This is a genomic window from Bradyrhizobium sp. ma5, from assembly GCF_042258955.1.
In the GTDB taxonomy this organism is placed as follows: domain Bacteria; phylum Pseudomonadota; class Alphaproteobacteria; order Rhizobiales; family Xanthobacteraceae; genus Bradyrhizobium.
Genome location: NZ_CP170156.1, coordinates 847059 through 860531 on the forward strand (window position 1 = coordinate 847059; position 13473 = coordinate 860531).

The window sequence follows — 13473 nt, forward strand, 5'->3', positions numbered from 1 at the left end:
CGGCCCCTTGTCGCCAGACTGACAAACAGCTGTGCTTATGGGGCCTTGTCGCCCACGGGGAAGCGCGATTCGCGGCCGGTTCCAAGGTTGTGCATCCATGCCCCATCCGATAGGTTCCGCCCGCGTCCGTCCCCCCGATTCAGCCCAAAAGCCCGCATGCTAGGCCGTCCCAAATTCGTTCTTGCTTCCGGTTCGCCGCGGCGGCTGGCCCTGCTCAACCAGGCCGGCATCGAGCCCGACGCGCTGCGTCCGGCCGATGTCGACGAGACCCCGCGGCGGGGCGAGCTGCCGCGCGCCTGCGCCAACCGCCTGGCGCGTGCGAAAGCGGACGCGGCGCTGAAGTCGGTGCAACTCGACGACGATCTGCGGGGCTCCTTCATCATCTCCGCCGATACCGTCGTCGCGGTCGGCCGCCGCATCTTGCCGAAGGCCAATCTGGTCGACGAGGCCGCGCAGTGCCTGCGGCTGCTGTCGGGCCGCAACCACCGCGTCTACACCGCGATCTGCGTGGTGACGCCGCGCGAGGCGTTCCGCCAGCGCCTGGTCGAGACGCGCGTGCGCTTCAAGCGGCTCAGCGACGACGACATCCAGGCCTATATCGGCTCCGGCGAATGGCGCGGCAAAGCCGGCGGCTATGCGGTGCAGGGCATCGCCGGATCCTTCGTGGTCAAGATGGTCGGCTCCTACACCAACGTGGTCGGGCTGCCGCTCTACGAGACCGTGACCTTGCTCGGCGGCGAAGGCTTTCCGATCCGCCACGGCTGGCTCAACGCCGTCGCGGTGTGAGGTAATTCAAATCTCTTGCGGCATCGGCAGCGCACCTCTCCCGCTTGCGGGGTCGAGACGAGCGAAGCTCGCTCTTAGGTCGACGCGCTACGCGCGGCGGGTGGGGGCTCCCTCCGCGACATGACTTGTTGTGATACCCCCACCCCAACCCTCCCCCGCAAGCGGGAGAGGGAGCGGAGTGGAACATGCGGCCGCCTCCTCAAATCGCCAACTGGTGTAAACTCCGTCCCAGCCATGACTGACCAAGCCCGAACACCCCCGGCCACCGCGCGCACCTGCCCGATCTGCAGCAAGCCCGCCAAGCAGGCCTTTCTCCCGTTCTGCTCGTCGCGCTGCCGCGACGTCGACCTCAACCGCTGGCTCAGCGGCCGCTATGTCGTTCCCGGCCGCGAGGACGACGCGGAGGACCCGGAATAGCCAAGATTTTCCAACAAGTTGGGGAAATAACGCCAAGTGGGCGGCGTCCGGCGAAGCGTTTCGCGAAGCCGGGTGGACACAGCGCCCCGACCTCTCTATAAACCGCCCGCTCGCTTCGGCCTTTTCGGCCCCGCGGGTTTGCCCAGGTAGCTCAGTTGGTAGAGCATGCGACTGAAAATCGCAGTGTCGGTGGTTCGATCCCGCCCCTGGGCACCATCCAGCAGCTAAGCGCTGTCATAGCCAACAAACCATCCGCAGTCGGATAATCTTGCGGCACTCATTCCGGCAATCCGGCTCGCCGCAGTCCTTCGCCGTATCGCCAGGCATCGTCCGGACGCCGGTAGGGTCCGTAGATGGCCTCCAGGTTGGACACGCGCTCGTTGGGATTGATCTGCAGCAGCCGGGCCACGGTCCTTTGCGCCGGCTCCAATTGTCCGGCAAAGGCATCCGCCGATGCGCCGATGCGCAAAGCCGGCAGCAGGTTCGGCGTACCCTGCAGCGCCGTGGTGGCCCAGGACGACGCCTCCTCGTAGCGGCCGGCGAAGAAATGAGCGTGCGCCATCGCGGCCTGCATCAGCGGCATCAGCGGATCGACCGGGCTGAGGCGCATCGCGTAAGCGAGATGCGTGACGGCGGCATCCGGCTCGCCCATCCAGCTCTTGATGAAACCGGCGAAATAGGACGCCCACATTAGGTTCGGATTGACCTGAAGGGCGTGATCGATGCACGCGGCGCCGGTGTCGAGATCGCGGACGACATAGGCCAGCGCACCTGCACCAGTCGCCAGTGCCAGTGCGTCATCGCGGCCGAGGCGGATCGCATGACGGGCCAGCCGATCGGTCTCGGCGATGTCCCGCGCGAGATCATCCGTCGGCCATCGGTTCGTTCTGTCCTTGACGTAGCAATAGGCGGCCATGCCGTAGGCGGATGCAAATTCCGGATCGAGCTCGATTGCCCGCTTGAACAGCTGCAAGGCCTCGACATTGGCCTCGCGGATGGTGAACCGGTAGATGGCGGCGGTGCCGCGCAGATAATATTCGTAGGCGCCGAGGCTTTCGGTCGGCTTGCGCTTGGCCCGCTCGATCGCGGAGTGCTCCAGCTTGGGCACCAGGAGCCCCACGACCTGCCGGGCGATCCTGTCCTGCAAATCGAACACATCCTCGAGCGCGCCATCGAACCGGTCTGCCCATCGATGCGCGCCGGTTGACGCATCGATGAGCTGTGCGGTGATGCGCACGCGGTCGGCCGATTTGCGCACGCTGCCCTCGAGGACGAAGCTAACCCCTAACTCGCGGCCGATCTGCTTCACGTCGACGGAGCGGCCCTTGTAGGTAAAGCTGGAATTGCGCGCGATGACCAACAGGGAGCGAAAGCGCGACAGCGTCGTGATGATCTCCTCGACGACGCCGTCAGCGAAATATTCCTGTTGCGGGTCGCCGCTCATGTTCTGGAACGGCAGCACAGCGACGGCCGGCTGGACCAGAAGCGAAAGCGTTTCGGTCGCAGCGGGAGAATCCGCGGCCGGTGGCGCCCCAGCGGCGGAAGCCTGCGTGGTGAGGCTCACCGGGCCGACGAACCGATAGCCGCGCCTGGGCAGGGTCTCAATCCAACGCTCGCCGTCCGGCTCGTTGGCAAAGACCCGGCGGAGGGCTGCGATCTGGACCGGGAGGTTGCCTTCCTCGACCGTCAGGCCGACCCACGCGGCCTCGATCAGCGCATCCTTGGAGACCGGGATTCCCGCCTGCTCGACGAGCACGCGCAACACGGCCACGGCGCGCTGGCCAAGCGCAACGGGTTCGGTCCCGCGAAACAGGATCCCGGCCTGCGTATCAAGACGGAAGGGACCAATGATGCAAGTCGCAGCCATTACCCGGATAAACGCCCCATTTCAAAAACGCTTAAGAACTTTTTCAGGGTTACGCAATGACTTCCGGCCGGTCCAGGGCGCAAGCTTCGGCGACCCGAACGTGGAAGTCAGGCAGCAATTCCCGGCCCCGCGGGTCGTGGCGGTCCACAAGAGGCATGGAGACACCGCGATGACACTCGCGCTCAACGATATCGCGCCGGATTTCGAGGCCCAAACGACCGAGGGCAAGATCGGCTTCCACGCCTGGATTGGCGATTCCTGGGCGGTGCTGTTCTCGCATCCGAAGGACTTCACGCCGGTTTGCACCACCGAGCTCGGCTACATGGCCAAGATCAAGCCGGAGTTCGACAAGCGTGGCGTCAAGATCATCGGCCTCTCGGTCGATGCGGTGGACCGCCATGCCGGCTGGGCCGCGGACATCAAGGAGACGCAAGGTCACGCGCCGAACTATCCGATGATCGGTGACACCGACTACAGCGTTTCGAAGCTCTACGGCATGCTGCCGGCGGCCGTCTCCGGTGATCCCTTGAAGCGCACGCCGGCCGACAATCAGACGGTGCGCAACGTGTTCGTGATCGGGCCCGACAAGAAGGTCAAGCTGATCCTGGTCTATCCGATGACCACCGGCCGCAACTTCGACGAGGTGCTGCGCGTCATCGACAGCCTGCAAATGACCGCGAAGCACAAGGTCGCGACGCCCGTGAACTGGAAGCAGGGCGATGACGTGATCATCGCGGGGTCGGTGTCCGACGAGGACGCCAGGAAGACTTACCCCGAAGGCTGGAAGGCGCCGAAGCCCTACATTCGCATCGTGCCGCAGCCGCGCTGACGCCGCTGAATGAGGATGCCTGACGGATACTTTCCATCCAACAGGTGCGATCGACGCCCATCAGTGGTGCGCGCTTGACGAATCCAAGATCACGGCCCGGGAACGTGGGCACCAAATTGCAGATGGGGCAATGCAGCAACAGTTTCAACAATCGCGGGCGACGCTCAGGCGCGCGTTGCTCGCCGGGACGGCCTTCTCGGGGACCTTCGCCGCCGTGATTGCCGGCGATCCAGGTGGCGCACTTGCCGCTTGCACTGTTACAGCGTTACCAAATTCCGTCACCTGCGATACCACGGCGACGATCCTCACGACAAACGTCGACGGGGCATCGACGACGTCGAACGCCTATACGCAGCTGTTCAATTTGCGCGGCGCAGTGGGCACGGTCAATGCCGGCCAGACGATCAGCGGCAACGGGCTCTGGATCACCACGACCCAGTCCGGAGCTCCCATCACCTTCACCAACAACGGCGCGGTGACGGGGGCCGGAAACGGGCTCACTCTCAATTCCAGCGGTGGAGACATCGCTTATTCGGGCAACGGCAGTGCCAGCTCAACCTCGGGCTTCGGCCTCTCCATTGACACAACAATCGCTGGTGGTAGCGGCGCCATCGCGGTCGGCACGAGCGGCGCGCCCGTCACGGCAAGCTTTTCCGGCGTGACCGCCCTGCGGACACAATCGGGTACCAGCGCGATCGAGGTCTTCCTGAATGGCGGCAGCCTCACGACGACAGACGGCAACGGGACCGGCTTGCTGCTGAATTCCAGCGGCAACGTCTCCGCCACGCTGACCGGTAACACGACAATCGCGAATGCCAGCGGCGTCCCCGGCGCCGCCGGTAACGCGTTCGCCATCGTCGCTTTTGGCAGTGGCATCAACGTCACGTCGAACGCCAATATCGGTACCGCCGGCGCCGCGTTCAATTATGGTATTTTCGCGAACGGAGGAGCTGCCGGAATCGGAAGCGTGAGCGTGTCGCAGACCGGTGGCACGATCTTCGCGGCGACGGTCGGCATCGATGCGTCGATCCTCAACCGGACAAATGCCAGCGACCTCACGGTCGTGGTGAACGGCAACATCGTTTCCAATATAGATGGCGTTTCTGCCGGTACGCTCGGAACCGGCAACGCGCATATCTCGGTCGGCGCCGGTGCCACCGTGCAGGGCACGACCGAAGCCGGCCTATTGCTAGCCGGCGGTAGCGGCGGCGCCAACACGGTCACGAACAACGGCGCGATCAGCGGCGCGACCGGTCTCGAGACGAGAACTGGCCGCTTCACGGTGACGAATGCGGGCAGCATCACCGGCACCGGTGGCACCGCCGTGACCCTCGGCGGCGCCAACAATCTCTTCATCATGAGCGGACCGGCGGCCACGCTGACCGGCCAGGCGGTCGGCAGCGGCACGGATACGTTCCAGTTCGCCGGCGCGGGCAGCAACAGCTTCGACGTGAGCCAGATCGGCGCGGGCTGGACACTGCTCGACAAGACCGGATCGTCCAACTGGACACTCACGGGCACGTCGACTTACGCAGGGCCGGTGACGGTCAATGGCGGCACGCTGTCGGTGAACGGCAATCTCGCCTCAGCGGCGAGCCTGACTGTGAACAGCGGCGGCACGCTCGGCGGCACCGGAACGGTCGGCTCGACGCTGATCAATGACGGTACCCTTTCGCCGGGCAATTCGATCGGCACGCTCACCGTGAGCGGGAGTCTGACTTTGACCGCGGCTTCGACCTATCTGGTGCAGGTGTCGGGCAGCATCGCCGACAAGACCGTCGTCACCGGCGCGGCGGCACTCGCCGGCAAGGTGGTGGTGGATCCGCTGGCGCGCCTTGCGGCGACGACGACCTACACGATCGTGACGACGGGCAGCGTGAGCGGCCGGTTCTCCAGCGTGGACTTTCTCACCGCCGGCAATTTCGCGCGCAACGCACGGCTCAGTTATGTCGGCAACGACGTGCTGCTGACGCTCGACCCCGGTCTGCTGTCGCCGTCGCTGCCGGGCAACGCCAATATCAATCAGAGGAACGTCGCGGCAGGAATCGACAACGCGCTGACCGGCGGCGGCACCATGCCGGCCGGCTTCAACGCCCTGTTCGCGCTGTCGGGTGCCCCTCTGCTCAATGCGCTGACGCAGGCCTCGGGCGAGACCGCGACCGGCACGCAGCAGACCACGTTCGACGCGATGAACCTGTTCATGGGCGTGCTGACCGACCCGTTCGTGGCCGGGCGCGGCGATCCCGTCGCTTCGCCAAGCGGTGCTGCGACGGGCTATGCGGCCGACGACAGCGATACGCTCGCTTACGCCGGTGCCCGCCAGCGCTCGGGTGCCGAGCGCGATGCCTATGCCGCCGTCTATCGCAAGGCGCCGCCCGCGCAAGCCGATGCACCGCGCTGGAGTGTGTGGGCCGCGGGCTTCGGCGGCTCGCAGACCACCGACGGCAACGGAGCGCTCGGCTCCAACGCCGCCACCAGCCGCATCGCCGGTGGAACGGCCGGCGCCGATTATTGGTTCTCACCCTCCACCGTTGCGGGCTTTGCGCTGGCCGGCGGCGGCACCAGCTTCAGCGTCGCGAACGGCGGCACCGGCCGCTCCGATCTGTTCCAGGCTGGCGCATTCGTCCGGCACAATTCGGGCCCGGCCTATGTGACCGGCGCGCTGGCCTATGGCTGGCAGGACGTCACCACTGACCGCACCGTCACCATTGCGGGGGCCGATCATCTTCAGGCCCGCTTCAATGCCAATGCCTACTCCGGCAGGCTCGAAGGCGGCTATCGTTTCGTGGCGCCGTGGACAGGCAATGTCGGCCTCACGCCGTACGCAGCCGGCCAATTCACCACTTTCGATCTACCGGCCTATGCGGAGCAGGCGATCGTCGGCACCAATACTTTCGCGCTGAGCTACGCCGCGAAAAGCGTCACCGCCACGCGCAGCGAACTCGGTTTGCGCGCCGACAGGTCGTTCGCGCTCAATGACGCGATCCTCACGCTGCGCGGCCGCGCCGCCTGGGCGCACGACTTCAACGCCGATCGCAATGTTGCGGCGACCTTCCAGGCGCTGCCCGGTGCAAGCTTCGTGGTCAACGGCGCTGCGCAGGCGCACGATGCCGCGCTCACCACCGCATCGGCGGAGATGACGTGGCGCAACGGCTGGTCCGTTGCCGCGACGTTCGAAGGCGAGTTCTCGAGCATAACGCGCAGCTACGCCGGCAAGGGTGTAGCGAGGTATCAATGGTAACGCCCCGGCGAGGCAGCAACGGTGTTGCGATGACAGTGCACAAAATAATCACAGTAGCCGTGGCGGCGAACACGCTGTGACCGTGGTCATTGCGGCACTGTCACCGCAATGACGGAATAGGGATCCGGAGCGGTGCTCATGTCGACATTCCCTGGCGAGGCACGCCACGCACGGGCGATCGTTCGCCGCGGCGAACCGGCGCAGTTTCAATTGTGAATATTTCTCGGCCGCAATCGCAAGCCCGCAGTCCGACCAAGTCGTAACGACGCACGGTTACACGATTTCGGAATAATGGAATAATGCCACTGAGTTGCCCGACGCGTCAAGCGGCGGTTCGAGCGACAGCGGCCGCCTGCTACTTTGCATGGGGTTGTTTTGCGATATTTGGCAGTGCTCACCTTCGAACGGGAGTTCTTCAAGGTCAGTGGCGGGCCAAAACTTGCCTGTCCATTGATGTGGCCCTAGCGATAGTCCTTGTTGTCGATCACCTTGCCGTCCTTGCCGTCCTTGCCGTCCTTGCCGTCCTTGCCGCCGGCGGCGTCGGTCGGCATGCATTCGACCTGCACGAGGTCGGGATAGAGCTCCCAGGTTCGCACCAGGAATTTCCTGCGGATACCGTAGGAGGTGATGATACAGCGATTCAGCACCGGGCTGACCGCGGCGGCGACATAGCCGGGATAGAACAGTGCACCATGATGGAGCACGCTCCAGATCTCGTTGAACCAGGTCGAACGCACCCGGAACGTCACCGTGTTCTGATCGGTGCAGGGCAGCGTCTCGCAGCCGTAGACCTCGTGGGTCTCCAGGCCGTCGGTTTGCGAGCTTGAGAGGTTCTGCGAGTTGGAGAGGTACAGCTGCTCGTCGTGCCGCACCGTGGCAAGGTACCACGGCAAGGTCGCCGCGACCGTTGCTGCGCCGTAGACGAGGTAGCAGGCGACGATCGTCGCGAGGATCATGATTCCGCCGCGGGCCTTGCTGAACTGTGGATCGCCATAGGCGTCTTTGGTGTAGACGCAGCGCGCCCAAAGCGCGCGGTAGCGGGCGAACGCCCATCGCACGAAGCGATAGAGCCGCCAGGTGACCGGCGCGATCAATGTCAGGTAGATCCACCCGCACGAACGCACGAACTGCGACCAGAACCGGCCGAGCATGCTCAGCTCCCGGTGGGCGCGTCCGAGATCCGACTGGTCATAGGACTTCTTGGCCTCATAGGCCTTGGTCTTGAAGTCGGACAGCGTCTTGTCGATGCCGTCCAGCAACGCATCGGCGTCGTTATGCGGCTTTTCTGTCATGGGGGATCCAGCTCGACGTGAAGTTGCGGCTCGTGGCATCGAAGCCGATGTCGAGCGTGCCGCCGAAGGCGCCGTCCGCCATCGTCTTCTCGACGATCATGGCCTCGATGCGCTTGATGCGGCCCGGCAGGCCGCGCGCGCCGATCTCGGGCGAATAGGTCTTGTCGCAGAATTCCCGCAGCTGCGTCTCGGGGTCAGCAAGGCGCGGACGCCTTCCTCCGGTTATGCTGTGCCGGTCAGGTTGCTGGCGTTGGCCGTGCCAAATCGCCAGAACCTGCGGTGCTCGACCAAGCCGGAGGTTGTGAGATGGCGAGACGATACAAGGTTGGCGATCACGTCAGATGGAATTCCGAGGCAGGCCACGTCTCGGGCACCGTCATCGCGGTTCACACCAGCGATTTCGACTACAAGGGGCACATGCACCGCGCCTCGGAAGCCGATCCGCAATACGAGATCAAGAGCGACAAGACCGATCACGTCGCGGCGCACAAGGGCAGCGCGCTCCATCATGCCTAGCAAAGGCGCGGCGCTTCCGTTCTTCACGGTCGGCCATTCCAACCGCAGTCTCGAGGACTTCATCGTCCTCCTCACCGCGGCCAAGATCGACCGTGTCGTCGACATCAGAACGGTGCCGAGGTCGCGGACCAATCCGCAGTTCAACAGGGACACGCTCCCCGATCCGCTGGCGGCCGCGGGCATCTCGTATGAGCATCTGGCCGATCTCGGCGGGCTGCGCGGCAAGGCGCGAGGCGTGCCGCCTTCAGCCAATGGGTTCTGGAGCAACGAGAGCTTCCACAACTACGCGGATTATGCGCTGTCGCCGCAATTTCACGCGAGCCTGCAGCATCTGCGCGACGAGGGCCACCGGCTGCGCTGCGCAATCATGTGCTCGGAAGCCGTGTGGTGGCGCTGCCACCGCCGCATCGTCGCCGACTATCTCATGGCGTCGGGCGAGACCGTCGTCCACATCATGGGGGAAGGCCGCCTCGAACCCGCCCGCCTCACCGAAGGCGCCGTCGTGCAGAGCGATGGCACGGTGGTCTATCCGGCGACGGGGCAACTGGATTTATGAACGAGTGGCGAAGCTTGCGGCGCATCATCGCGCTTTGCCCCTCACTCCACGCTCCGCTTCCAATAGCCGGTGCCGAGCTTGCCGGTGATCACCGCGGTGCTGTCGTGGATTTCGTAGGAGCCGGCATCACTATAATTGCGTAGTCCCTTCAGTGCGTGCAGCGTCCAGCGGCCGTTGGCGAAGGTGACGGTGCCTTCATGTGATTGCGCCGAGCGGAAGGGCTCGGCGTGGAATTTGTAGGTGCCGTCGGCCATGATCTGCCAGATCCAGCGCGACTGGCCGCGGCTGCCGGCCACCATGATTTCCCAGGTGCCGACCAGCGCGGGATCGATGCGGCCGGCTGGCGTCGCTGGTGGTCCCGACAGGGCGGGAGCCGCGGCCGCCGGTGTCGCGTTCGCCTGTTTCGGCGCCGTTGCGTCGGCCGGCGGCGCTGCCAGATAGATCGCCTTGCGCGACAGCGAGCCGTAGACGAAGGGCTGCTGCTCGTTGCGCGTCGCCTCCATCACGTCGTCGCGGACGTTGCGGAACATGAAGGTGACCTCGACGCCCGGCGCCTCGATGTTGCGCAACAGCGCCGCGGCGAACGGGCTGTTGCGGCCGTCGCCGTCGAGCGCGGTGGTGCCGTCGCGCGCGGCGTAGGCGACCAGCACGTTGCCGACCGGCTCGATGCGGCCGAGCCCGTTATTGGTGGCGGCGGCGCGGGTCGCGAGCGAGCGGCTCATCTTCGCCGCGAACGGATTATTGCGGCAGGCATCGAGAATGACGAGGCCGAGACTTCCGGTGCTGGACACCTGCAGCATCACGCTCTGCAGGCTGATCGCTTCATTGGCGGCATCGGTATCGCGCTTCAGCTCGGCATCGACAGGGATCAGCCAGTTGTCGCCGTTGATCTCCATGCCGTGGCCGGCGAAATACGCCGCGGCCATGTCGGCCCCGGCGGCATTGCGCCCGAACGCGATCAGGCCGCGTCGCATCTCGTCGAAGCTTCCGTTGGTGATCAGGGTGACCGCGAAGCCGAGGCGCCTCAGCGCGGCGGCGATATCGCCGGCATCGTTCGGCGGATTGGACAGCGCCGGCACGCTTCTATAGGCGCCGTTGCCGATCACCAGCGCCACCCGCTTGCCGTCAGCAGCGGCCGGCACCGTGGCAAGGCCCGCGAGCGCCGCGGCGATGGCCAGTCCCGAGACAAACGCACGGCGGTTCATGCTGGACCCGATCGAAGGTGACGGGCACAGGGTAGCGCAGCCGGCGCGAGGCGGCCACGGAAATGGCGGTGCGATCAGGCCGCCTGCTTCGGTGTCCAGACGCCTGCCGGCACCGGCTCGGCCGGCAACAGATTGGCGCCGGCGGCACCCGCGATCGACATCGTGATCTCGTGGATGTCCTGCACCGACCGCTGCATCGAGAAGCGCGGATAGAGCTCGCTCATCGTGGTGGCGGTCGCCGCCTGGGCAGCGGCGGGATCGGCCAGCAGGGCCTCGACGGCGGCAGCGACGCTTGTCGTGTCCTGGCCGAAGCTGTAGCGGGCGAGATGCGGCATCTCCGCGGTCGAGAAGCGGTTGGCGTCGAACACCGGCACGGTGCCGGCGCCGAGCGCGAAGAACACCCGGTCATGCACCGACAGGTCGATATTGGGATTGAGCGAGACCGCGGCGAGATAGCTGCCGAGGCCTTCGCGCATCGCATCGAAGGTCATCGCGCCGAGCACGCGGGCCGGGCGTCCGCTGACGTCGAGATCGCTCCAGCCGCCGCCGATGAAATCGACCGGATAGTCGGCGAGCACCGCGCCCACCTCGCGGGTGCGCACGCCTCTTGTGTAGTTGTCGAGCCGGGTCAGGATCACGTTGAACAGGTCGCCGCCAGGCTTCAGATAGACGAGATGCCGCTCGGCGACGTCGACGATGATCTTTGGAAACGCGCCGCAGGTCTTGCCGCGCGCCTCGGCGATCGCATCGAACAGCAGCGCGAACAGCTTTGGCGGCATCGTCTTGCGCCAGCCGCGCTCAAGCGCCAGCGGATTCCAGCCGGACTTGGCGAAGATCAGCCGGCCGTTGCGCTTCTCGGGCGGCAGGCCGCCGAAGAAGCCGGGATCGGGGATGCCCATATGGGTCGCGAACACGGCGCCGTTGGCGCCCAGATGATCGCGGTTGAACGCGGCGTGGTCGGGAAACACGTAGCCATGCGCGGTGTAGCGGCTCTCGAGCCCGTGCCGCTTGGCGAAGTAGCAGGGATGATCGCAGAACCAGGTGAAGACGGGGATCTGGGCGACGTCCCAGAACAGCTTGCCGTCCTTGGTGTGGATATCGAGCCCGATGCCGGAGAAGCCGAGTGCCATCGTCTCGGTCTTTCGTGGCAACAGCGCATTGAGCCTGGCCGAGAAATCCGGCGCCAGCAGGTCGAGCATCTTGACCTCATGGCCGAGCCGGTCGAGCTCGGCGGCGGCCATCGCGAGAATGCCGCGCAGCGAATCATAGGTCGTATTGCTGGAATACAGGACGCAGATTACGGACATCGGGCCCCCGCGCATGATGCTGTTGCTGCGCGCGCGGATAAACCCAACGCCTCGCATGCTGTCAGTTGAACGGCCGAGCCCGCTGTTCCGGGCACGAAATTATCGCGGCCTTAACCAAAATCTTCGCCGGAAGTCGGCCGCAGCGCCGTTGAAGCTCCGTCGGGATGTCGCGGCGGGCTACAGCCCGGGCCCGCGCGGGGAGCGGGGGCCACATGCAGCTTGAGAGCTTCGACGTCGTCGTGGTGGGCGCCGGCTTTTTCGGGGCCGTGATCGCCGAGCAGGTGGCGAGCAGGCTCGGCCGCTCCGTCTGCGTGCTCGACCGCCGGCCGCATATCGGCGGCAACGCCTATTCGGAGGTCGATTCCGACAGCGGCGTCGAGGTGCACCGCTACGGCACGCATATTTTCCACACCAATTCCGAGACCGTCTGGCGCTATCTGCACCGCTTCACCGAGTTCACTGACTACCGCCACCGCGTCTTCACGGTGGCGAACGGCCGCGTCTATTCGATGCCGATCAACCTTGCGACGGTGTGCGCCGCGTTCGGTCGCATCATGTCGCCGGACCAGGCGCGCGCCGTGATCGCGGCTGAGGCAGCAGCGCATGGTGCTTCCGGGAGGCATGGTGCCTCCGGGATCAGCAATCTCGAGGACAAGGCGATCGCCTCGGTCGGCCGCACGCTCTACGATCTCCTGATCCGCGGCTATACGCAGAAGCAGTGGCAGACCGATCCGCGCGAGCTCTCGGCCGACATCATCGGCCGCCTGCCGGTCCGTTTCACCTTCGATGACCGCTACTTCGCTGACCGCTACGAGGGCATGCCGCTCGATGGCTACACCGCGATCTTCCGCCGGATGCTCGATCATCCCAGGATCGCGGTGCAACTCGGTGTCGACTATTTCGACGTCGCCGACCGCATCAACCCGCGCCAGCTCGTGATCTATACCGGACCGATCGACCGCTTCTTCGGCTATGCCTGCGGCCATCTCGGTTGGCGCACCGTCGACTTCGCGCGTGAGGTCCATGACGTCGCCGATTTCCAGGGCGCCGCCGTCATCAACTATGCCGACGCCGAGGTGCCGTTCACCCGCATCCACGAGTTCAGGCACCTGCATCCGGAGCGCGCGCATGCCGGGCCGCGGACCACGATCTACCGCGAATATTCCCGCTTCGCCGGCCGCGCCGACGAGCCATATTACCCGATCAATACGGCCGCCGACCGCGCCATGCTCGCGTCCTATCACGCCATGACGGCGCAGCATCCGAACGTCATTTTCGGCGGCCGGCTCGGCTCCTACAAATATCTCGACATGCACCAGGCAATCGGCGCCGCGCTGAAGACGTTCGAGCACGAGGTCGCGCCGTTCTTCGCTGGCGCAGACATGCGCCCCGGCGACACCGCCGCGCGCCGCGACGCCTTGTCGCCCTTGCCGGCGTGATCTAATCCTGCCCGCGCG

The 13473-nt window shown here is 65.5% G+C and carries 11 protein-coding genes and 1 tRNA gene; 8 read left to right on the plus strand and 4 right to left on the minus strand.

The annotated features are described in order from the left end of the window. The first annotated feature begins 156 nt into the window (after nt 1-156). From ACE103_RS03915 to ACE103_RS03925, 3 genes are all read left to right on the plus strand, one after another. Nucleotides 157-786: a Maf-like protein gene (locus ACE103_RS03915; RefSeq protein WP_092123132.1), complete on the plus strand. Its 630-nt coding sequence runs from the start codon at nt 157-159 to the stop codon at nt 784-786. A gap of 234 nt (nt 787-1020) precedes the next feature. Then, entirely contained in the window at nt 1021-1203 is a 183-nt protein-coding gene (yacG, locus tag ACE103_RS03920; RefSeq protein ID WP_375778393.1) for a DNA gyrase inhibitor YacG, read from the plus strand. Between the two features lie 140 nt (nt 1204-1343). Further along, a tRNA-Phe gene (locus ACE103_RS03925) sits at nt 1344-1419 on the plus strand. A 61-nt stretch (nt 1420-1480) separates the two neighbouring features. Here ACE103_RS03925 and ACE103_RS03930 read toward each other — a convergent pair. Then, the gene (locus ACE103_RS03930) at nt 1481-3070 is read right to left on the minus strand and encodes a winged helix-turn-helix domain-containing tetratricopeptide repeat protein (protein ID WP_375778394.1); all 1590 of its coding nucleotides are present in this window, start codon (nt 3068-3070) and stop codon (nt 1481-1483) included. Between the two features lie 169 nt (nt 3071-3239). On the opposite strand from ACE103_RS03930, the gene ACE103_RS03935 reads away from it, so the two are divergent. Next, nucleotides 3240-3899: a peroxiredoxin gene (locus ACE103_RS03935; RefSeq protein WP_223974358.1), complete on the plus strand. Its 660-nt coding sequence runs from the start codon at nt 3240-3242 to the stop codon at nt 3897-3899. A gap of 130 nt (nt 3900-4029) precedes the next feature. Further along, a complete protein-coding gene (locus ACE103_RS03940; RefSeq protein ID WP_375778395.1) occupies nt 4030-7140 on the plus strand; it encodes an autotransporter domain-containing protein in 3111 nt (1036 codons plus the stop codon). A gap of 461 nt (nt 7141-7601) precedes the next feature. Here ACE103_RS03940 and ACE103_RS03945 read toward each other — a convergent pair whose 3' ends face one another. Further along, nucleotides 7602-8432 carry a hypothetical protein gene (locus ACE103_RS03945; protein ID WP_375778396.1) on the minus strand — a complete coding sequence of 277 codons (831 nt, stop codon included), beginning with the start codon at nt 8430-8432 and terminating at the stop codon, nt 7602-7604. Between the two features lie 306 nt (nt 8433-8738). On the opposite strand from ACE103_RS03945, the gene ACE103_RS03950 reads away from it, so the two are divergent. Together ACE103_RS03950 and ACE103_RS03955 are read left to right on the plus strand one after the other, a co-directional pair. Beyond that, nucleotides 8739-8948 (plus strand): DUF2945 domain-containing protein, encoded by a 210-nt coding sequence (locus ACE103_RS03950; protein ID WP_375778397.1) that lies wholly within the window; start codon nt 8739-8741, stop codon nt 8946-8948. Then, nucleotides 8941-9504 carry a DUF488 family protein gene (locus ACE103_RS03955; RefSeq protein WP_375778398.1) on the plus strand — a complete coding sequence of 188 codons (564 nt, stop codon included), beginning with the start codon at nt 8941-8943 and terminating at the stop codon, nt 9502-9504. The genes ACE103_RS03950 and ACE103_RS03955 overlap by 8 nt, the downstream gene beginning before the upstream one ends. 41 nt (nt 9505-9545) lie before the next feature. On the opposite strand, the gene ACE103_RS03960 is transcribed toward ACE103_RS03955, so the two are convergent. Beyond that, the gene (locus ACE103_RS03960) at nt 9546-10709 is read right to left on the minus strand and encodes a caspase domain-containing protein (protein ID WP_375778399.1); all 1164 of its coding nucleotides are present in this window, start codon (nt 10707-10709) and stop codon (nt 9546-9548) included. 74 nt (nt 10710-10783) lie between these two features. Next, nucleotides 10784-12016: a hypothetical protein gene (locus tag ACE103_RS03965; protein WP_375778400.1), complete on the minus strand. Its 1233-nt coding sequence runs from the start codon at nt 12014-12016 to the stop codon at nt 10784-10786. 212 nt (nt 12017-12228) lie between these two features. Between ACE103_RS03965 and glf the strand changes: the two genes are divergently transcribed. Then, nucleotides 12229-13455, plus strand: a complete 1227-nt coding sequence (gene glf, locus ACE103_RS03970) for a UDP-galactopyranose mutase (protein ID WP_375778401.1) — start codon at nt 12229-12231, stop codon at nt 13453-13455. The last annotated feature ends 18 nt before the right edge of the window (nt 13456-13473 follow it).